The organism is Pseudomonas chlororaphis, assembly GCA_001023535.1.
Taxonomy (GTDB): Bacteria; Pseudomonadota; Gammaproteobacteria; order Pseudomonadales; family Pseudomonadaceae; genus Aquipseudomonas; species Aquipseudomonas chlororaphis_E.
Genome location: CP011020.1, coordinates 697056 through 717293, shown reverse-complemented (window position 1 = coordinate 717293; position 20238 = coordinate 697056). Strand labels below are relative to the sequence as shown.

General features: G+C 65.7%; 21 protein-coding genes. 7 read left to right on the top strand and 14 right to left on the bottom strand.

Annotated elements, in window-relative coordinates; translation table 11 throughout:
- The first annotated feature begins 4 nt into the window (after positions 1-4).
- A complete protein-coding gene (locus VM99_03050; protein ID AKJ97072.1) occupies positions 5-382 on the top strand; it encodes a type III secretion system negative regulatory protein RspV in 378 nt (125 codons plus the stop codon).
- Positions 383-390: 8 nt separating this feature from the next.
- On the top strand, positions 391-840 hold the full coding sequence (locus tag VM99_03045; protein AKJ97071.1) for a type III secretion chaperone SrcB: 450 nt from the start codon (positions 391-393) through the stop codon (positions 838-840).
- A 54-nt stretch (positions 841-894) separates the two neighbouring features.
- On the opposite strand, the gene VM99_03040 is transcribed toward VM99_03045, so the two are convergent.
- From VM99_03040 to VM99_02985, 12 genes are all read right to left on the bottom strand, one after another.
- Positions 895-1101, bottom strand: coding sequence for a hypothetical protein (locus tag VM99_03040; protein ID AKK01683.1), 207 nt, complete (start codon positions 1099-1101; stop codon positions 895-897).
- Between the two features lie 444 nt (positions 1102-1545).
- Positions 1546-2646 (bottom strand): type III secretion system protein, encoded by a 1101-nt coding sequence (locus VM99_03035; protein AKJ97070.1) that lies wholly within the window; start codon positions 2644-2646, stop codon positions 1546-1548.
- Positions 2647-2661: 15 nt separating this feature from the next.
- Entirely contained in the window at positions 2662-3459 is a 798-nt protein-coding gene (locus tag VM99_03030) for a type III secretion system protein (GenBank protein AKJ97069.1), read from the bottom strand.
- On the bottom strand, positions 3459-3713 hold the full coding sequence (locus VM99_03025) for a type III secretory protein EscS (GenBank protein AKJ97068.1): 255 nt from the start codon (positions 3711-3713) through the stop codon (positions 3459-3461). The genes VM99_03030 and VM99_03025 overlap by 1 nt, the downstream gene beginning before the upstream one ends.
- A gap of 9 nt (positions 3714-3722) precedes the next feature.
- On the bottom strand, positions 3723-4376 hold the full coding sequence (gene ssaR, locus VM99_03020; protein AKJ97067.1) for a type III secretion system protein SsaR: 654 nt from the start codon (positions 4374-4376) through the stop codon (positions 3723-3725).
- The gene (locus VM99_03015; protein AKJ97066.1) at positions 4373-5485 is read right to left on the bottom strand and encodes a type III secretion protein; all 1113 of its coding nucleotides are present in this window, start codon (positions 5483-5485) and stop codon (positions 4373-4375) included. The genes ssaR and VM99_03015 overlap by 4 nt, the downstream gene beginning before the upstream one ends.
- A gap of 1 nt (position 5486) precedes the next feature.
- Positions 5487-6050 (bottom strand): type III secretion protein, encoded by a 564-nt coding sequence (locus VM99_03010; protein AKJ97065.1) that lies wholly within the window; start codon positions 6048-6050, stop codon positions 5487-5489.
- Complete coding sequence (locus VM99_03005; protein AKJ97064.1) at positions 6043-6462, bottom strand: type III secretion protein; 420 nt, start codon at positions 6460-6462, stop codon at positions 6043-6045. The genes VM99_03010 and VM99_03005 overlap by 8 nt, the downstream gene beginning before the upstream one ends.
- Entirely contained in the window at positions 6449-7807 is a 1359-nt protein-coding gene (fliI, locus tag VM99_03000) for an ATP synthase (protein AKJ97063.1), read from the bottom strand. Before fliI ends, VM99_03005 begins: the two co-directional genes overlap by 14 nt.
- On the bottom strand, positions 7807-8724 hold the full coding sequence (locus tag VM99_02995) for a type III secretion protein (protein AKJ97062.1): 918 nt from the start codon (positions 8722-8724) through the stop codon (positions 7807-7809). Before VM99_02995 ends, fliI begins: the two co-directional genes overlap by 1 nt.
- 101 nt (positions 8725-8825) lie before the next feature.
- A complete protein-coding gene (locus tag VM99_02990; protein ID AKJ97061.1) occupies positions 8826-10913 on the bottom strand; it encodes a type III secretion protein HrpI in 2088 nt (695 codons plus the stop codon).
- Positions 10910-12037, bottom strand: a complete 1128-nt coding sequence (locus tag VM99_02985) for a type III secretion protein (protein ID AKK01682.1) — start codon at positions 12035-12037, stop codon at positions 10910-10912. The genes VM99_02990 and VM99_02985 overlap by 4 nt, the downstream gene beginning before the upstream one ends.
- A 315-nt stretch (positions 12038-12352) precedes the next feature.
- Here VM99_02985 and VM99_02980 point away from each other — a divergent pair, with 315 nt between their 5' ends.
- Together VM99_02980 and VM99_02975 are read left to right on the top strand one after the other, a co-directional pair.
- Entirely contained in the window at positions 12353-12889 is a 537-nt protein-coding gene (locus tag VM99_02980) for an RNA polymerase sigma factor (GenBank protein AKJ97060.1), read from the top strand.
- Positions 12886-13476 carry an acetyltransferase gene (locus VM99_02975; GenBank protein AKJ97059.1) on the top strand — a complete coding sequence of 197 codons (591 nt, stop codon included), beginning with the start codon at positions 12886-12888 and terminating at the stop codon, positions 13474-13476. Before VM99_02980 ends, VM99_02975 begins: the two co-directional genes overlap by 4 nt.
- A 49-nt stretch (positions 13477-13525) precedes the next feature.
- Here the strand turns inward: VM99_02975 and VM99_02970 are convergent, their stop codons facing one another.
- Positions 13526-14755 (bottom strand): cytochrome P450, encoded by a 1230-nt coding sequence (locus tag VM99_02970; GenBank protein ID AKJ97058.1) that lies wholly within the window; start codon positions 14753-14755, stop codon positions 13526-13528.
- Between the two features lie 145 nt (positions 14756-14900).
- On the opposite strand from VM99_02970, the gene VM99_02965 reads away from it, so the two are divergent.
- Positions 14901-16058: a beta-lactamase gene (locus tag VM99_02965; GenBank protein ID AKJ97057.1), complete on the top strand. Its 1158-nt coding sequence runs from the start codon at positions 14901-14903 to the stop codon at positions 16056-16058.
- Between the two features lie 45 nt (positions 16059-16103).
- On the opposite strand, the gene VM99_02960 is transcribed toward VM99_02965, so the two are convergent.
- Complete coding sequence (locus VM99_02960; protein ID AKJ97056.1) at positions 16104-17228, bottom strand: transglycosylase; 1125 nt, start codon at positions 17226-17228, stop codon at positions 16104-16106.
- Between the two features lie 165 nt (positions 17229-17393).
- Between VM99_02960 and VM99_02955 the strand changes: the two genes are divergently transcribed.
- The gene (locus tag VM99_02955; GenBank protein AKJ97055.1) at positions 17394-17882 is read left to right on the top strand and encodes a type III effector; all 489 of its coding nucleotides are present in this window, start codon (positions 17394-17396) and stop codon (positions 17880-17882) included.
- Between the two features lie 11 nt (positions 17883-17893).
- A complete protein-coding gene (locus VM99_02950) occupies positions 17894-20008 on the top strand; it encodes a type III effector (GenBank protein AKJ97054.1) in 2115 nt (704 codons plus the stop codon).
- Positions 20009-20238 lie beyond the last annotated feature (230 nt).

Here is a 20238-nt window from a genome sequence, read left to right as displayed (position 1 = left end):
CGGCATGTCTTTCTCGGTGCACAGCGCAAGCACTCGCCAAGCTTTTCAAAAGAACATCATCGCCGGCATTGCGACGTATTGGGAAATTGCCCCCGGCATTGAGTTCGGCTTGAGACGCGAGCCTCACAGCGTGGGGCTCGCGCTACAAGTACAAAGCCAGGTGCTACGCGCCAACCAGATCCAGCAAGCGCTCGAACGACGCTTCGCCAACCCGCTGGAATACGCTCAACTGTTCGTGTTCCTCGACCCACAGCGAGCGCTCGTGGTGTGGCAGGCGCTGCCGGACTCCTCCATCACATCTGAACTGCTCGACGAGATCCAGTCCCGACAGCTTTCGCTGCTGGGCCTGGAAGACCTCGACGACCGTCCAGCCACCTACTGAGGCTCACCATGACCGCCGCACCGCTCGCCCAACGTTTGATCTCGGCCCTCGCAGACCATCTGCACGCGGACTTGCAACTGGAGCAAGGTGTGTGCGCGCTGTATGACAAGCACAACCGCGAAGCGGTGGTCATCGAGTTGCCCGAGCACAGCGACATGGCCATTCTGCACTGCGCGATCGAGGTGACGGTCCACGCCCCCGACCTGCACAAGCGCCTGCTGGAACTCAACTTTCGCCTGGACCTGCTCGGCGGCAGCTGGCTGGCCCTGGACGACAAGGCCTGTGTTCGCCTGTGCGCCCACAGCACGTTGTCGGCCCTCGACGAAACCCGGTTCTGTCATTGGGTGGTGGGGTTCGTCGCCCAGGTCAACGAGGTGCGCCCTCGCATCCTCGATTTGGCCAAGCCGGGCGAACCCCGTCCGGCGAGCCTCGCCATGAACCGCACCCGCCTGGGTTGAACCGCCCCGTCGAGCCCCACCAGGTATGCCTGGCGGGGCCGTGGGCGCCGGGCCTCAACGCAGCTTCATCGCTTCGCCACCTTCCTGCATGACCTTCCTGGCGCTGTCCAGGAAACCCTTGGTGACTTCGGTCACCGTGTCGCTCATCAGCTTGGTCATGTCCGCGGCGCTCTTGACTTGCAGCATCGCCGCCTGGCGCTCCTCCATGCCCATCTGAAGTTCGAACTGACGCTCCATCAACTGTCGCTGACGGGACTCCATGTCACGCAGGAGTGTTTGCTCGGAGGCGGGTGCGGTCGGCGGCGGGGTCGCCGTATCGGTTTCGGCGGACGGCCGTGGCTGCGGGGGCTGGGACCTCGCACGGGACGCGCGGGTTTCCTCGCGGGTGCGGGTTCGACCGCGCTGATGCAACGTCGGGGGCGTCGAGGACGAACGCCCTCGTGCCTGCAAGCTCTGGCTGGTGCGGCGTTGTTGGGCTTCGAGGGGCTGCTGGCTCAACGTGGAAGCGTTGGACAACAGGCTGCTGTCGACCCCGTGCAGGGCGCCTGTGCGCCCGACAAGGCTTGGATCATGGGGCATGGGAAATTCTCCAGTGGGTTCCTCGGGGAGGATGGGCGGGCCATAGCGGCAAGCCGGCAGCGCCCGGACGAATCCGGCTCATCCCCTGAGTGGCCGTCACGGGTGCATCGGTTCCCTCGCCCGGCCTCAGCGCAGGTTCAACTCCGGAATCTCGATCACCTCGGCCTTGGCCTCGTCGTCCAGTTCCCGCAGCACCCGGTAGATGTGCGCCACTGCCTGGAGCGTCTCGCGGGGGATGAAACCGCCGACGTCCTCGCGGTAGATCGTGCGCGCCAGCCAGATGCACTGGATGACCGGGATCCGCGCCGCCTTGGCCCGCTCGATCAGCGCCCGGGCCTCGGCATCGACGCCTTTGACGATGAGCTGCGGCAGCGCCGTTTCCTCGGGCCGGTAGCGCAGGGCGACGGCAAAGTGGGTGGGGTTGACCACCAGCATGTCGGCGTCCTCCACCGGCTGGGTTTCCTTCTCGGCGGACTGCCCGGCCAACTGCCGGGCCAGGTTGCGGCGGTGCATCTTGACGTGCGGATCGCCCTCCATTTCCTTGAACTCCTTGCGTACCTCTTCCTCGCTCATGCGCAAGCGCTTGGCAAAAAAGTACTTCTGCAGGCCGAAGTCGATGATCGCCAACACCAGCAACACCGCCAGGCACGTGTGCATGATGTGCCGGAACAAGCTGGCCAACCCGCGCCAGTAGGTTTGCAGGTCGCCGTTGACCAGGCTGACCAACGCCCCGAGCGCCGGCATCGTGACCAGGTACAGCACGGCCCCGATGAACACTGCCTTGACCAGCCCCATGAACAGGTTGATCAGCGCCTGCCCGGAAAACATCTGCTGGGCCTGGTTCAGCGGGTTCAGGCGGTTCGGGTCAGGCGCCAGGGCCTCGGGGGAGAACAGGAAGCCGAACTGTATCCAGCCGGCCACCAGCCGCGTGGCAATCGCCAGCCCCACGGTCATCAGGGTGAAGCTGAGCAACACGCTACCGGCATGGGCCAGGGTTTCCTCGAAGGCCCGCGTGAAATCGACGTCCAGCCGATGCAGCGGGAAGGCCGCCAGGTCTTGCAGCGTCTGCATGCTGTCATCGGCCAGCGTCAACGCCACCTCGGTGACCGCCGCGAGCACCAGCAGGCTGCTGAGGTCCTGGCTCTGGCCAACCTGGCCTTTGTTGCGGGCGTCGCGAATCTTCTTCGGCGTCGCGCTCTTGGTCTTTTCGCCACTGTCTTCACTCATCGGCGAGCCCCTCCCTCAGGGCGCCTGCAACAGCAGGTCAAGCAGGTGCCGGATTTCCCCATAGCGGATGAGTCGGCCGGTCATCGCGTCCCACAGCGTGGGCAGGTAGAACAGCAAGAAGCCCAGGCCGATCAGGCTCTTGGCCGGCATGGCGAGGATAAACACCTGCAGTTGCGGGCTGTACAGGCTCAGCAGCGCCAGGCTGAACTCCACCAACAACAACAGGCCAATGAATGGCGCGGCGTAGAGCAGCATGTGCATGAACATCTCGGCGAGCAGCCCGAGGAACACCCCGAAGCCATCCGCGCCGGGCAGCGGGAACCAGGTCGTGGGCGACCAGACCAGGTAGCTGTCCCAGATCACCTGGGTCAAGGTGCCGATGCCCAGGGTGGCGACCAGCAACAGGATGATCATCTCCTTGAACAGGTGGCCCAGGGGCGTGGTATCGGTGCCCAGCGCCGGGTTCAACTGGCCGCCGATGAGCGCGCCGCGCTGGTTGTCCAGCAAGGCCCCCACCGATTCGTACAGCCAGAACGGCATCGCCAGCAACACCCCGAGCAAGAAGCCCAATATCAGCTCCTTGACCATCAAGCCGCCCAGGAACAGCCAGTTGACCTGGGCGTCGATCAGCGCCTGGCGGATACCGGGGGCCGGCAACATCGCCAGGGCGAAGACGATGGCATGGCGCGGCAGGCCGCGCAGGTGCTGGAAGCAGAACACCGGCACCAGGTAGGCGACCGGATAGATGCGCGCCATGCCGAGCGCCACCGACAGCAGCAGGTCGAAATAGGGCAGGAACGCCGAGGCCGCCATCAGGTGTTGGCCATCATTTCAAAGGCCCGGCGCAGCAATCCCATCAGTTCTCCGCCCACCCAGCGCCCGGTCACCAGCAGGGTCAGCCCCACCGCCACCAGTTTGATGCCGAACGGCAGGGTCTGGTCCTGGATCTGCATCAAGGCCTGCACCAGTGAGGTCAGCACCCCCACCAGCACCGCCACGATCAACGGCGGCGCGGAGAGCAGGACCACCAGCAGCATGCCTTCCTTGAACAGCGTCATCGCGTCCATCGCAGGTCCTCAGAGGTAGGAATAGAAGAGGCTGTCCAGTAGCTGCGTCCAACCCTGGGCAAGCACGAAGACCAGCAACTTGAGCGGCAACGAAATGGTCATGGGCGCCACCATCTGCATGCCGAGCGCCAGCAGCAGGTTGGACACGATCAGGTCGATGACGATGAACGGGATGTAGATCAAAAAGCCCATCTGAAAGCCCGCCTCCAGTTCCGACAGCATGAACGCCGGGATCAGCAGCATCAGGTCATCGCGACTGGCCTGCTCGGCGCGCTCCTTGGGCCACATTCGCTGGGTGTTCTCCAACAGGTGGGTGAGGATGTCCGGGTTGGTGTTACGCGACATGAAGGCTTGCAGCGGCTTGATCGCGTTCAGGGCCGACCCCTGCAACGCCTCGGTGTTGCTGAAGTCCAGCGGCCGTTCTTTGAGCGCTTCGGCCACGTTGTGGCCCACCGGCGCCATGATGAACAGCGTCGCGGCCAGCGCAATGGCATACAGCGCCATGTTCGGCGGCACTTGCTGCACGCCGATGGCGTTACGGGTGATGGTCAGCACGATGGCGATCTTGAGGAACGCGCTGCAGATGATCAGCAGCAGCGGCACCAGGGAAATGCCCCCGATGAACAGCGCCAGCAGGAAGGGGTCGACCCCCTGGAAGCTCATCCAGCCACATCCACGCGGACGATCTGCAAGCCCAGCCGGCCATCGACCTCCACCAACTCGCCATGGGCCACGGGCCGCTCGCCGTAGAACAAGGCCCCGGCCCCCGCCGCTACGCCTTGCACTTGCAGCACCGCGCCGGGTGCCAGGTTGCGCAGCTCGCCCAAGGTCAGGTTCAGGTGACCGCAACGTACCGTGAGCGCCAGCGGCAGGTCGTCGAAACGTTCATGGCGGTCGACGGCCGCCTGTTGTGCCGCCGGTGCGTCCTCGGCATCGGCTTCGGCGTCGGCCTGGGCCAAGGTCGCCGGGTCGAACGCCGCCGGGTCCTGTTCGTCGGCGGCGTAGCGGGCGGTGTCGTCCCATTCGGGCGTCAGGATGTCGGTGTCGGCGGTGCTGCTCATAGCGGTCTCCTCAAGCGCGAGTACGGTCAGGTGCAACGGTGCGGCGTGGCTGTGCACCTGCACGTGTAGGCAATGCCGGCCCAGGCGAACCAGGCCTTGGCCGGATGAATCGAACCGGTGTTCCTCGGGTATCACCACGTCACCGGGGCGCAGGGCGGCGAGCTGTCCGCTGGCCAGGGCCAGGTGCCCGACCAGCAGCGGCACGCGGAACATAAAGTGTTCGGTCCAGGGCTCGGCCTGGCGCTGCCAGGGGGCGGCGTCGAGCAGGCCCAGCAAGGTCTGGCCGGGCACCTCCAGGTGGCTGACCACACGCGCGGCCCCCAACTGCACCTCGAGTCGACAGGCAATGCCGCTGACTCCGGTCGCGTCCAGCGGCTTGAGAAAACCGAAGGCTTGGCGCAAGGGCTCGCTCAGGAGCTGATGGAACAGGGACCAGAACCACTCGTCATCGGCCCCGGGCTCGGCGGGCAAGACCACCGGGCACTCACCGAACAGGCTCAGCACCGGGCCGGGTTCACCCAAGACAAACGCCCCGTGGGCACACTCGAGCACAGCGGGCGAGGCACCCGTGGGGCCGTTGCCCAGGCTCAGCGCCAGTCGCCCCGTTTCTCCCGCCACGTCGAACGGCAACTCGACGCCAGCCCCCAGCCGTTGGCGGGCAACGGCTTCCTCGGCGCTGACCGATGGCAGCAACAGTGCAAATGCGCTCATGTCAGTCGTCCTCTTCTGCGCGTGCCACGTGCACGCTGACCGGTTGTCCCAGGCTCTGCGTCAAGGCGTCTTCGAGGTGGCCGCTTCGGCTCGACAGGCGCGCCTGCACCTCATCGCTTTCGCCACTCAGGCCGATGTCCCAGCCGGGACCACTGTCCAGCCGCCGTGCCAGCACCTTGATCCGTCCCAGGTGCGGCAGGTGCAGCAGCAGGTCCAGTTGCAGGTCCTGGGTGGCGCGCAAGCGCGGCGTGAGCTGATCGACAAACGCCTCCACATCACTGCCGTCCAGACCCACCAGGCCCGACAACGAGCCCGCCCCGGCAGTATCCTGTTGCAAGCCGCCCTCTGGTGCCTCGACCCATTGGCGGAACCAGTAGCCGTCGCTGCGACCGATCGTGGCATCCGGGTCGCGATCGGTGCCGGGCGTGCAATCGCGCAGCGTCGAGCGTGGCGCCCGGCTCGCCTGGGCCGGTGGCGGTTCATACCCACGCAGCGGGTGGCGAACCGGGGCGCTCGGCGGTTCGTGCCGAGGCACCGGCTCATGGCGTACGGGACGCTCATTCATCGCATGACTCCTGCGCCAGGCGCTCCATCAACGCCTTCAGCTTTTCCAGGTCGCGGCGGCGCCCGCGCAGGCGCTGCTGTGCCGCTTCCGTGTCCTGTGCCTGCTGGGCCCGGGCAGCGTCCAGCGCCTGCACGCCCTGGGCTTGCTCGGCCAGCTCGCCCATCAGGCGGCGTTCCTGGGTACTCCAGGCATTCAACTCGACCACGCTCAGCGCCCGCCCACGGTGTTCGTCGCACAGGGCCGCACGCTGCGCGGCCTGGCGCTCACTGGCCGCCTGCCACTGCGCCCGCGCCGCTGCCACGCTGGCTTCGCGCTCACGCAGCAGGTCACGGGCCTGGCGCCACGCCCGCTCGGCCTGCGCCTCACGGTGACGACGCACCGGCGCCAGGGCATCCAGGTCAGCTTGGGACATAGGCAGTCAACTGGTGCAGGTGAGCCAGGGTCGAGGGCATCGGCTCCGGCTCGCGCAGGTCCTGGCGCAAAAAACCGTCCAGGGCCCCGCGTGACTCCACGGCCAGGTCGGTCAGCGGGTCGGCGCCGGCCTGGTACTCACCCAGGCGCAGCATCAGTTCGATCTGATCGTAGGCCGACAACAACCGGCGCAGGTTGATGCCCGCCCGCAGGTGCTCCGCCTCGGCCACATTGGCCAGGGTCCGCGACAGGCTCGCCAGCACGTCGATAGCCGGGTAGTGCCCGCGCTCGGCCAGTTTTCGCGACAGGACAATGTGGCCGTCGAGCAACGAGCGCACTTCGTCGGCCACCGGATCGTTCATCGAGTCCTGCTCGATCAGCACGGTGTACAACGCGGTGATGGCGCCGTCTTGGGTCAACCCGGCCCGCTCGACCAGGCGCGGCAGCAGGCTGTAGACCGACGGCGGCAGGCCTCCGCGCCCCAACGGTTCACCGGCGGCCAGGCCGATTTCACGCTGGGCCCGGGCAAACCGGGTCAGGGAATCGATCAACAGCAGGACGCGCCGGCCTTCGGCTCGAAAGCCCTCGGCCAGTGCCGTCGCCGTGAAAGCCGCGCGGGCGCGCTCCATGCTGGAACGGTCGGAAGTGGCGCACACCAGCACCGCGCGGGCCCTGAGTTCGTCGTCGAGTTCGTGATCGAGGAACTCGCGCAATTCGCGCCCACGTTCGCCAATCAGGCCGAACACGATGACGTCGCAATCGACGTTGCGGGCGATCTCTGCCAGCAGCGTGGTCTTGCCGCAGCCGGCACCGGCGAACAACCCCACGCGCTGGCCTTCGCCGAGGGTCAGCGGCCCGTCGATGGCACGCACGCCAGTCGTCAGGGCGTGCTGGATGCGGGGCCGGGCGGTGGGCGCAGGCGCTTCGCCAATCACCACCGACGCGTGCAGCACGGACGCATCGGCAAACGCGCCGGCGCCACCGTCCACCAGCGGCCGGCCGAACCCGTCCAGTACCTGGCCCAACAACTGCGGCCCCACGTGCACCCGGTGCGGCATGCCCAGGGGCTCCACCGTCGCCCCGACGCGCACGCCTTCCAGGCCGCCCAGGGCACTGAGCAAGGCGTCGTGCTGGTCGAAGCCGACGATCTCGGCGAGCAGTGGCTCACGGGCATCGCGCTCGACCCGGCACAGATCGCCGATCTGCGCCTCGGGCAGCCGGCATTGCAACAGAATGCCGTTGACCCGTTGCACCCGCCCGCGCACCGCGACCGGCGCGAACCGCTGCAAGCGTGCTCGCTGGGCGCTTTCCCAGGCCTGCAGGCGTGCCGCCGCCGCGTGTGTCATCACCAGGTGACCTCGTAGCGTTGGTCACCTTCGAAGGTCACCTTGTCGTTGCCGATGGCCGTCAGACGCAAGCCATCGATCTGGTCGCCGAGAAACAACCGGCGGCCGTCGGACGTGACGACATGGCCGCGCTTGCCGCCCACGATCTGGGCGATCTGGAACGGCAACTGCGTCAGGTGCTCCTGCACGTTGGCGGTGACCGGAACCGGGGTTTCATAACGGTCGTTGAACCGCTCGACCAGGCGCTCGACAACCGCCAGGCGCTGGCGCGGCAGCTCGCCCACCAGCACCAGGCGATCGTCCCGGGACTCGACCTGAACCTGCGCCGCGAGGTCGCGCTCTTGCAACATGCGATCCAGCTCCAGGCGCACCGCCGCGACGTTGTCCAGCGTCACCTTGCTGCGCTTGAGTGACTGGGCCGGGCCGGGCGCCACGGGCTGCGCCGGTTGGCTGGTAAAGGCCCAGGCACTGGACGCCACGGTGATCACGGCGGCAGCAATGGCCAGGCGCCTGGGCCACCAGGGCCGGGCCGCCGATTTCAGGTTGTCCGGGCTGCCTGCCGCCGGCGCACCGTTCTCCAACGCCGCCTCCTGGGGCCACGGTTGGTCGGCCGGGGCGAGGCACAGCCAGATGCCGGCGACGACAAAAGGCGCGTTGACCGGCAACGGTTCCGTGGGCGTCCAGGGTTGCCCTTGTGCATCACACGCCACGCCATCCAGCAGCGCCAGCCGCCACTGTTCCTCCACTCGTTCAAGGCGCACGTGCCGGGCGCAGATGCCTGGATCGTAGAGGGCCAGGTCGGCGTCCTCCGCCGCCCCGACCACCCATTCATCGCCCACCAACGGCAAGGCCGCACCCCGGTGCAGACCACTCAATACCCGTAGCTCGAACRTGGCCAACTCCTCAAGGGGCGACATCGCTCGCCCTCACCTGTTGTGGACGGGACACCCGCAGGCTCCCCTCCTCGTTATGTGCAATCCGTGCAATTGCCCCGTGACGCCGCCGAAGCCGACGGCGGTCAGGCAGCATCCTCTACCCGCAGTTGTTCCTGCTCGAGGTCGAAGCGGCCCAGGACGTTGACCTGGGCGTTGCTGTGCAACTCGCTGTAGGCGAGCACCGGCACGTGGTTGAATTCATCGCGCAGCAGGTCGCGCAGCGGCGCGCGCAGGTCCTGGGCCACCAACAGCACGGCCACGCGTTTGGCGCGCAGCGGGAAGCCTTCGCGCAACTGCAAGACCAGCGCCCGGGTGTGCCCGCTCTCCAGGGCAAAGAAGGTTTCGGTTTGCGTCTGGCGCAACGCCTCGCGCAACAGCGTTTCGGTTTCCGGCGTCAGCAGCCAGGCGTGCAGGCCCTCGGCGTCGCGGTACTGGTGATAGATCTGCGACTTCAGGGCGATGCGGGCGTAGTCGGTCAGGGCGCCGACGTCCCGTTCGTGTTGCCCGTGTTCGATCAACGACTCGGCGATCAGGCGCACCGCCCGCAGCGGAACGCCTTCGCCGGCCAGGCGTTGCAGCACCGCCGCGAAACGCGCAAGCGGCATGGTCCGCTGCAACTCCTGGACAAGCTCCGGCTGACCCGCCTCGAGCCAGCTAAGGATCGACTTGCTTTCCTGCAGGCCAAGGAACTGCGGACCGGTGGCGAACATGGCGCGGCTCATCCGCTCCACCAACAGCTCGGTGGCGGACACCGCCTCCACCCGCTCATCCGCCAGCAACGGGTCATCAGGCATCAACCACAGCCACTGCTGCTCGTCCCGCACCTCGCTGCCGACCTGCGCCTGGCGCGGTTCGAAAGGCAGGGGCCCGCGCGCCACGGCCACGCGCTCGCAGAAGGTGGCGCGCAACATCGGCACCTCATGCACGCAGAAGCGACATTCGTCGTCCTCCAGCAACGCGCTGTATTCGATTTCAAAGGGCGGCAACGTCAGGCCAAAACCGGCCACCAGCCCATTGCGCTTCTTGCGAATCGTCTGGATGGCTTCTTCGGTGGCCGGGTGTCCCTGCATGGCCTTGGAAAACTGCAAGAGATAGGCGCGGGTCGGGTCGAAGCTGCGCAGGTCTTCTGCACCGTTCTGCTCGGGGGACAACACCGTCGGTGCCTGATCGCCTTGCCGCGCCTGCCGTGCGCGGGCATACAACTGGACGATCCCGGCCGTGCCGGTGATCAGGGCGATGACGATGAACACCAGCGTCGGCATGCCGGGCAGCGCGGCGAAGCCCAGCATCCCCACCGACGCGATCACCCAGGCCTTGGGCTCGGCGGTCAACTGGCTGGCGATTTCCTTGCCGACGCTGCTTCCGGCCGGCTGTCCTTCCGGCGACACCCGGGTGATGATCATGCCGGCGGTGAGGGAAATCAGCAGTGCAGGAATTTGCGCGATGAGGCCATCACCGATGGTCAGCACCGAATACAGGTGCATCGACTCGGAGGCGCCCATGTCGTGCTGCATCATGCCCACCGAAAAACCACCGATGAGGTTGATCACGACAATCACCAGGCCGGCGATGGCATCGCCCTTGACGAACTTCATCGCCCCGTCCATCGCCCCGAACAATTGGCTTTCCTTGTTCAGTTCCTCGCGGCGGCGACGGGCTTCGTTGACATCGATCAGATTGGCGCGCAGATCACTGTCGATGGACATCTGCTTGCCCGGCAGCGCATCCAGGGTGAAGCGCGCGGCCACCTCGGCGACACGCTCGGAGCCCTTGGTGATCACCAGGAAGTTCACCACCGTCAGGATCAGAAAGATCACCAGCCCGACGGCCAGGTTACCGCCGACCACAAAGTTGCCGAACGCCTGGACGATATGCCCGGCATCGCCCTGAAGCAGGATCAGCCGAGTGGTCGCCACCGACAACGCCAGCCGGAACAACGTGGTCAGCAGCAGCACTGCCGGGAACGAGGAAAAGGCCAACGGGCGAGGCAGGTAGAGCGAGAGCACGATCAGCAGGCAGGAGATGCAGATGTTGACCGCGATCAGCGCATCGACCACCGAGGTCGGCAGCGGCAGGATCAGCATGAACACGATGCCCAGCACCACGAACGCGCCGGCCACCTCGATACGCCGCACCGCTGCGCCGGCGACTTTGTTCAACAGGGCGATCATGCGTGCACTCCTATGATCGGTGCGGCGGTCTGCCCGCGAACCTCGCCACGGGAACGCTCATCCAGCAGCACCAACAGATTCTTCAATGCGCTCTGCCGACTCTTGCCGTCGCGCCAGAGCGCCAGCGGCAAACGCTTGAGCATCGAATACAAGCCGTTCAGCGAAACCAGTTGGTCGCGTTCCTCTTCACCGCCGAGTTCACGTCCGATGCGGCGCACTTCGGCCGCCGACAAGCCACTGGCCGCCACCCCAAGCATGCGCTGGAGCAACAGCACCGCGGTGAGCTGGCTGGCCGGGCAACTGCCGGACAATTGCTCCAGCAACTGCCGGCAGCTGTGCAGCACGCTGCCGAGCTGGGTCGAAGCGGCCAGGCCGATCAGCAGCGCACGCAGCTTGGCGGTGGGGCTCGACGGGGTCTGCGCGGCGATGTCGTCTGCCAGGGCCCGGCGCATCATGTCCAGCCCCGACACGAACGCGGTTTCGCCAAACAGCCCGAGCAGCGCCTGCATCATGGTGGGCAGGGACTGCTTGAGCACCACGGTGTCGTAGTAGAGGCGGCGCACTGCCTGGCGCAGTTGCGGATCGCCGCCCGCCGCGCGCAACGCTTCGGCGATGTTCATGCCGGCCTGGATCTGCGCGCTGTATTGTTCGCGCAGCAATTGCAGGTAGTCGCGGGCCCGCTTGGCTTCGACCTGCCGGCCCTGGGACTCGGCCTCGCGCACCACTTGTTGCAGGATCAGGTCGGTACGGGCCGGATCCCCACCGGTGGCTTGCACCACGTCTTCGAGCACCGGCTCGCCGTAGAGCAGGGTCCCGGCCTGGGCCGCCATCGCACTCAGGCTCTGCTTGCCGGGATGACCGAGTTGGTCGTACCACTCTTCCAATCGCTCACGCGTCTCGACCCGCGTCTGGCCCACCTCGCTGCGCGCATTACGGATGCGCCGCTGGCTCAAGGCCTTGGTGTTGCGCTCCACGTGATGGCTGAAGGTCATGCCGACCTCCTCCATCGAATTGGACTGCACGGCCTGTTGCGTTTCGACAGGCTTGCCCACGCCCCCCAGCGCCGAAGCGGCCTGGGCGAGATTGACGGCAATGCGCATGTTTGTCGGTGCTTCTACTTTCATGATGACCATGAGCGTGGTTTCGGACGCTCAATGGGTGGCAGTGCTTCGCTGTTCGGTTCCATCCCCCGCACAGGCTTTTTTCGACGCATTCGCAGGGTGACGCCAGCGTGCTTTTTCACCCGGCCATGCGGTGCAAATTATTGCAGTGGCGCTCGGGTCGGCTGTGCACGGCTCTGCACAGATAGAGCCCGAGCTCTAATAAAAAACTGTTACTTATCAAAGTGATAAACCAAAAAATGGGTTTGGCACAGGTCCTGCTGATAGGGGTTGTCGACATCCGATCGACGCTATGCACCTATTCAGAGGGATTCATCGATGAGCAGTCTGAACCTCGTGTCACCCCCGAAAACCTCCTCGCCAGGCATGACATTTGGCGAGGAGCGCAAGCTGCGTCTGTTTGTACAAAAGCGTGTGCTCAACCAGGACGACGCCGACGACCTCATCCAACTCACGTACCTGGAAGCCTGGCGTAACCAGGAGAAATTCAAGGGGCTGGCCAAGCCCGACACCTGGCTGTGCGGAATCGCCCTGAACCTGATCCGCAACCATTTCCGCCGCTACTACGCGCAGCCGCCGCTGAGCACCTTCGATGAGAGCGAGTTCCACGAGTCCAGTGACGACATCGACCTCAGCGAGCTGTGCGACAACCGCCGGCTGCTGGATCGCACGCTGTTGGCGATGGATGAGCTGCCCAAGGACATGCGCGAAACCTTGTGGACCGCCGTGGACACCGAGAGCAGCTACCGCGACGCCGCCGAACGCCTGGGCGTGCCCATCGGGACCGTGCGCTCGCGTTTGTTCCGCGCCCGCGAGCAACTCAAGCGCAGCGTTTATGGAGAAGCCCGATCATGACCACCAATCGCTTGAACAGCCGACTCGACCTGCCCCACGGGGTACGTCGCTACACGCCCGACGACCTGCCGGTGATGACCGATATCTTCAACGAAAGCGCTCTGGGGGGCACCAGTTCCCCCGTGCTCAGAGCGTTTTCCCTGAAGGAAATGACATTCTTCGTCGACTGCTTCGTCAAGGAGGGCGACCCGATCTACGTGCTGGAGCGCAAGGGCGAAGTCGTCGCCTGGTTGATCGTCAACCGCTTCAGTTGGGGCGCCCAGGCCTGCCGGTTGACCGGAGAGGTGTCGATCTACGTGCGCAACGACCACGTGGGCAGCGGCGTCGGCATTCGCCTCGGCCAAGCCGCCGTGGTGTTGGCCCGACGCTATGGCTTCGAAACGCTGGTGGCCTGGATCATCGAGCATAACGAGGCCAGCAAACGCGGCGTGCAAGGCCTGGGCGCGACGCAATGGGGGCGGTTTCCGGGCATTGCCCGGTTCGCCGACACGCGGGCCGACGTGGTCCTCTACGGGCTGCACCTGACGTCGGACGTTTCGGCGCCTGCCACCGCACACACCCGGCAGGCGCACGCGGTCCTGGCGTAACGTCACGGCTCGCCCAGCCGGGTTGTCGGGCGAGCCTCACCTGCCATTGTCAGTCCACCGACCAGCGTACAGGCAAGGCTTGCGGCCCCCTGAAATTGGGGACATAGCGCCAGTGCACGGCCTCGGGCGCCACCGCCAGTTGCAGCCCCGGACAGCGCCTGAGCAAGGTGTTCAACGCGATTTCCAGTTCCTGCCGGGCCAGCGAGGCCCCCAGGCAATGGTGCGTGCCTTTGCCGAACGACAGGTGCGGGCAGGCCGGGCGGGTGATGTCCAGGGTGTCGGGATGGGCACACAGCGCTTCATCACGATTGGCCGCCCCCACCACCGCCATCAGTAGCTGGCCACGCTGCAAGCGTTGCCCCGCCAATTCGGTGTCCTGGGTCACGAAGCGGACCATGGCGCGTTCCACCGACGAGTCATAGCGCAGCAATTCCTCGACGGCATTGGGCATCAGGCCCGGTTCGTCGCGCAGTTGAACCAGCGCCTGGGGATGCTGCACGAGCAGGTACACCGCATTGCCGATCATCGACGCCGCTGTTTCATGCCCGGCGATGATGAGCAGCGCGATCATGCTGCACAACTCGCTGCAACTGAGCACGTTGCCCTCTTCCTCGACCTGCACCAACGCAGTCACCAGGTCGTCGGTGGGCTGCGCCCGACGCTGCTCGATCAAGGCCAGCATGTAGCTCGCGAACTCGCTGTAGCAGCGCTGCAACTCGCTCAAGTCGTGCCCGACCTGCTGGACGATCATGTGGGACCAACGGCGAAAATCGTCCCGGTCCCGGGCAGGGACGCCGAGCAGTTCGGCGATGACGGTGATCGACAACGGAAACGCGTATTGGCTCACCACGTCCATGTGTCCGCGGGGACCGGCCTGGTCCAGCAGCGTCTCGGCGATCTGCTCGATGCGCGGGCGCATGGCATTGACCGCCTTGAGCGTGAATGCCTTGTTCACCAGCCGGCGCAAGCGACGGTGGCGCTCGCCGTCGCGGTTGAGCATGTGATCGTTGAGAAAGGCGATGGATTGCTCGCCCCCGATCATCGCCGCGAACTGCGGGCTGATGCGGGCCGGGTCACGGGCGAAGCGCTCGTTGTCCAGCAGCACGGTCTCGACTTCCCGAGCGCCGGTGACGTACCAGATCGGCAACTGCCCCTGCGGTTGGCTGAGGAACACCGGCGCGACCTCGCGCAGCGCCGCATAGTGCCGGTAAGCCGCGCTGCGGAAGGCATCGCTGTTGAAATCGACGCCGTTGAAATCAAGGGTGCGCTCGTGCGCCATGGGCATGCTCCAGAGACAGGATGGTTGCCCGTGAGTGGCCTGGCGTACAGAAAAGATCCATCCCCCCGCCTTCGGGAAAACCTCTGAACCGTTTGCCGCGCCGCGCTCACTCAGCAGAGACCTTCCCCTCTTTTCTGGAGCAAACATGACGCGCGCATTCGTAGTCCATGGCCATTGCGACCCCCGCTTCGAACCGGTCAAGGCGGCCTTCAGCCAATTGATGCAAAGTCCCTTCGAACGCGGTGCCGCCTTGTGCATGCAGGTCGACGGCGAAACAGTCATCGACCTCTGGGCCGGCCAGGCCGGGCCCGAGCCGGATCGCCATTGGCAACACGACACCCTGCTCAACCTGTTCTCCTGCACCAAGCCCTTCACGGCGGTGGCGATCATGCAATTGGTGGGCGAAGGCCGGCTGGACCTGGACGCCCCGCTCTGCCAGCACTGGCCGGCCTTCGCCGACGCCGGCAAGGCCTCGATCACCCTGCGCCAGGTGCTGTGCCACCGGGCCGGGCTGCCGGCGCTGCGCACACCGTTGGCGCCGGAAACCCTGTACGACTGGGACACCATGGCGCAGCTGATTGCCGGGGAACAACCCTGGGCCGGCGCCGGCGAACGACAGACCTATTCGCCATTGCTGTTCGGCTGGATCCTGGGTGAACTGCTGCGCCGGGTGGACGGCCTGCCCCCCGCCCAGAGCATTTGCCGTCGGGTGGCCGCGCCACTGGCGCTGGACTTTCACCTGGGCCTGGACGACGTGACCATGGCGCGCTGTGCCTACATGGCACGGACCAAGGAGGACATCGACGACGAAGCCTTCGGGCGCGTGCTCCAGGACGTGCTCACCGAGCCGACGGCCATGAGTGCCCTGGCCTTCGCCAACCCGCCGATGGTGCTGGGACGCAGCAACGAACCCGGCTGGAAGCGCATGACCCAACCGGCCGCCAACGGGCACGGCAACGCGCGCAGCCTGGCGACGTTCTACGCCGGCCTGCTCGACGGGCGCTTGCTGGAATCACCGCTGCTCAATGAAATGCTGCGCGAACACAGCGCCGAGTACGACCCGACGCTCCACACGCCGGCACGCTTCGGCCTGGGCATCATGCTCGACCAGCCGAACGTGGCGAATGGCAGCTATGGCATGGGCAGCGAGGCGTTCGGCCACATGGGCGCCGGTGGCACGGTCGGTTTCGCCGATCCGGAGCGCGGCGTCTCGTTCGGTTTCGCGTGCAATACGATCGGTTCCTACGTGTTGATGGACCCGCGCGGCCGGCACCTGGCCACCGTCGCGACGGGTTGTCTGTAGCCGGCTTGAGCGGTGCCTCGCCCCGGGCACGGGGCGAGCGTCGGGTCATGCCCCTGGCGGCACGTTGGCCTCCGCGACCTGCGTCCCCGCTGCCCCGGTCTCGGGGGTGACGACCCGTTGTTCTTCGCCGCCCGGCACCCGGGGTTGCGCCGCCCGGGCGATCAGGTCCGGCTGCGCGCTCAATCGGCGCGAGGCCGCCATGGGCATCAGCAAGCGCCCACTGGCCCGGCCTCGTCCGGCCGGATTGAGCATGCGCAACTCGCGCTCATGCACACCGGACAACACCGCCAGATGCGCCAGGTCCACCGGCTGCGCCAGGGCGAGCATCTGGAAGTACGGCTGGTCGGCGATGGGCACCAGGTCGACGCCATAGTCCGCCGGCGTATTGACCAACTGCGACAGCGCCAGCAACCGCGGCACGTAGTTCTGGGTCTCGCCGGGCAGCGACAGGTCCCAGTAGCGGGTCGCCAGGCCACGGGCCCGGTTACGCGTGATGGCGTCGCGCACCCGTCCTTCGCCGGCGTTGTAGGCGGCCAGCGCCAACAGCCAGTCGCCGTCGAAGTAGTCATGCAGGTAAGACAGGTAGTCCAGGGCGGCGCGGGTGGAAGACGGAATATCCCGGCGCTCGTCATAGTCGGCCCGCTGCTGCAATTGATAACGGCGCCCCGTGGCCGGGACGAACTGCCACAGGCCCATGGCCTGGGCGGGCGATTGCGCGTTCGGGTTGAAACCGCTCTCGATGGCCGGCAACAGCGCCAGCTCCAGCGGCATGTTGCGCTTGCTCAACTCGCCGACGATGAAGTGCAGGTAACGGCTGCCGGCGCGCCCGGTCTGGGTGAGAAACGCCGGGCGCTCCATCAGCCAGCGGCGCTGCTCGTCGATGCGCGCCACGCCGCGGGCCTTGGCCTGCAGCGAAAACCCCTGGCGCATGCGCGCCCACAGGCTGCCGTCGCCTTGGGACGACAGTTCTTCGATCTGGACGATCGTGTCCGTGGGCGCCGGCGTGCGCCAGCGCAGTTGCGATCGATAGGTTTCATTGGCGAACGGGTCACCGATGGTCAGCGGCGGTTCGAGGTGCTGGCAGCCGTACAGCAAGGACCCCATCGCCAACATGGACAGCCCCCTGGGGACGAAGCGAAGGACCGGCGAACGTGAAAGTGAACGGGACATGGGCGGTCAACCTTGAATGAGGTGGCGCCAATGGGTGGCCGATCCTGGCCCGACGGTTCCCATCCGCACGACATGACAACGGCACTTGGAACCGAAATGCCGCCGGCGTCACTCACGAGGGGCAGCAGGCGCTCGTCGCGCCTGGATGACAATGCGAGGTCAATCATGGCGTCACCCATCTATTGCAAGCTGATCGATCAGCTTTGCGCCCTCACGATGATTCCCACCCCGTCCGCGTTCTACGAACAGGCGAACCTGTCGGTCAAGGAGGTCGACTTTTCCCTCAAGCACACCCCCAGCGTGGGTGAAGGCGACGTGTTCATCTACGCCAGCTTCGGGCCGCTGCCGACCGCCAATCGCGAAGCCGTCCTGCAACGGCTGCTGGAAACCAATCTCTACCTGCTGAGCGGGCCGTTCTGCCCGTCCCTGTCCTACAACAGCGACAGCGAGCTGGTGATCCTGATCGGCCACGTGCCCCTGGAAAACCTCACCGCCGAACACTTGCTGGGGCTCATGGGCGGTATCGCCGACATGGCGCTGATCTGGCGAGAGGGTTACTTCTTCGACGGTGCCAGCCCGAACGGCGCCGCCAAGCCCACCCAGCACAAACCCACACCCCGTAGCACCGGGCTCAACAACGCCCTGTCAATCTAGGAGAGCACGACATGCCAGATTTATCCGTAGGACGAAGCACAAGCTCGGCGGCGTTGCACGATGCAGATCGGATCACACCGATGGGCTCCCGCCTGTCCGAACAGGTCCGCCCCTCTACCACGCCGCTGGTGCCTTACCACTTCGAAGGAAAACCGACCGATGCGACCCAGCAGACCCTCAGGACCCGGCAGCAGCGCCTGACAGGGCTGGTCAACACCCTCGGCAAGAAAAACCCCGATACCGACCCGCTCGGCTACGCACGCGAGCACATGAGCTTGGAAAGTAAAGTACTGGGCTTTGCGCCAGGAACCAGCTATCAGGATGTGCAGAAGCATCTGGTCGACCTCGGCGGCACCCCCCACCCGATGCTGTCGGGCCAGGAAGAAACTGCCGAATTCGTGAAGGATTTCAACCAATACCTGGGCATGAGCGAGGAAGACCGCAAGGAAGGCGGCGGTTTCAAGGCCGTCTGGGACAAACACTGCGACCGCGTCGGTAACACCCTCGGCGCCTACCATTCGCTGTGCCAGGAGGTCATCGAAGGCACGCCGCAGGGGGATGAACGTACGAGTCTGCAAAGCAGCCATGATGCCTTCCGCGGTTACGCCAAAGGCGTCATGCAAGCCATGACGCAAGAGCTGCCCGACCGCTTGAATACCTTCATGGAAAGCCGCATCGAGCACGCGCGCAGTGCGATGAACAACGAGAGTCTTTCCCAGCCCGAACGAGACCAGGCGACCTCTGAACTGAACCAGTTGATCAAGGTTCAGGTGGAATTCGAAGAGTTAGTGGACAAGAAGGACGACAAGCCCAGCGAACTGACGACGGCGACGAAGAAAAACGAAGTGCTGGACACGGCGCTGAAGAACGTCGGCCGCCAGGACTATGTCGCAGACCTCAAGACCCACAGTGGATTCCGGACAGGGCTGGCGGTGTTTGCCGATGCGGGCATCCCGCAAGGCTTCGCCTCCTCGGCTCACTTCGGTGCCAGCACCGCGGCAATCGATGAGAAGCTCGACGGTACGCACCTCGCAGCCCACGCCGCGGGTACCTCGGCCGTCCTGGGTGCCGCCCATAAAGTGGTCAGCGACAGCGCCCGCCCCATCATCCAGACCATCGTCGATAAAACCATCGGCAGTGGCCTGGAGAAGGTCGATCCGCTGTCGGTGTACCCCAAGGCCCTGCAGGAGGTGACGGTGAATGGGCGACGGGTCGCCAATCCTCAACGCGAGGCCCTCGACAAGACGCAGGAAGACAAGCGCACCAGTTTCCTGCTTAAACAAAACGCCAACAACTTTGGCACCATCAGCGGCGACTTCACCGGATACATCGCGTTCGGTGCGGCTCATGCGGTACGAGAAGTCCTGAATCAATTCACCAGCGTGAACGCCTCGGGCATCGGCGCCCGCAGCCTGGCATCCGCGGTCGGTGGCACGCTCATGGCCGGCGGTCAGGCCGTGTTCAAATACTCTCAAACCCATGGCGACGAGAAGATCCCGACCTACCGGGTCAAAAACGAAACGCGCGAATGGAAGGAGCTCCTGCCCAAGGCACTGGCCGAATCAAGCAAAGTGCTGCCGACCAACATGACCAATATCAGTGACTATGTGAACCGAATCGTTGGCGTCGGTGCGGGTATTACCATGCGCACCGCAGTAGGGGACGCCGCCGCGCCAGGCGAAGATGCCGAGACACGGGAAAAAATGCAGCAGATCATCACGACCTTCTTCTCCTCGGGCCTGACCCTGCTTCCGTTCTTTGCCAACAGCGTAGCGGCACCGCTGGAAAACAAAGCGCTGAACGATGGCAAGGACGACCTGACCGCACGCGCAAATGTCCCATGGCAGAACCTCACGAATGCAAACCGGGACACCCTTGCCCACACCCAGCCACCGGGCTGGAGACGCGCTGGCGAGAACGTCTATCACGGCACGCGTGGTGCTTCCCAGTTGGTTCCGCAAGCCACGGTCGCCGGGCTCAACCTGGGTACCGAGTGGGTCAAGAGCTTGGGGACAGGACCTAAGAGTACGGCGGCTGGCGACACGATGGAGCTGGCCGAACGAGGCGAAGCGCCGCCGCAAGGCGGGCCGTCCAACGAACCGACGCCGACTACCCGGCCAAGCTGATGACCCCGTCGGGCCACCCTTCTATGGCTCGACGATCACCGCCTGAAACCGCCCTCCCACCACCGGCCGCCGGCGCTGCCCGCGGTCGGCCCTCCTGACACACGCCGACTGACATCCCCCGCACTTCGACGACGACAGGCGTGATTGCTGTCGCAATCAACGATAGCCTTGCGATGCTCGGCCTCGGCCGCCCGGTCGCGGCACCGGACCTTCCACCGCCTATTACGCTG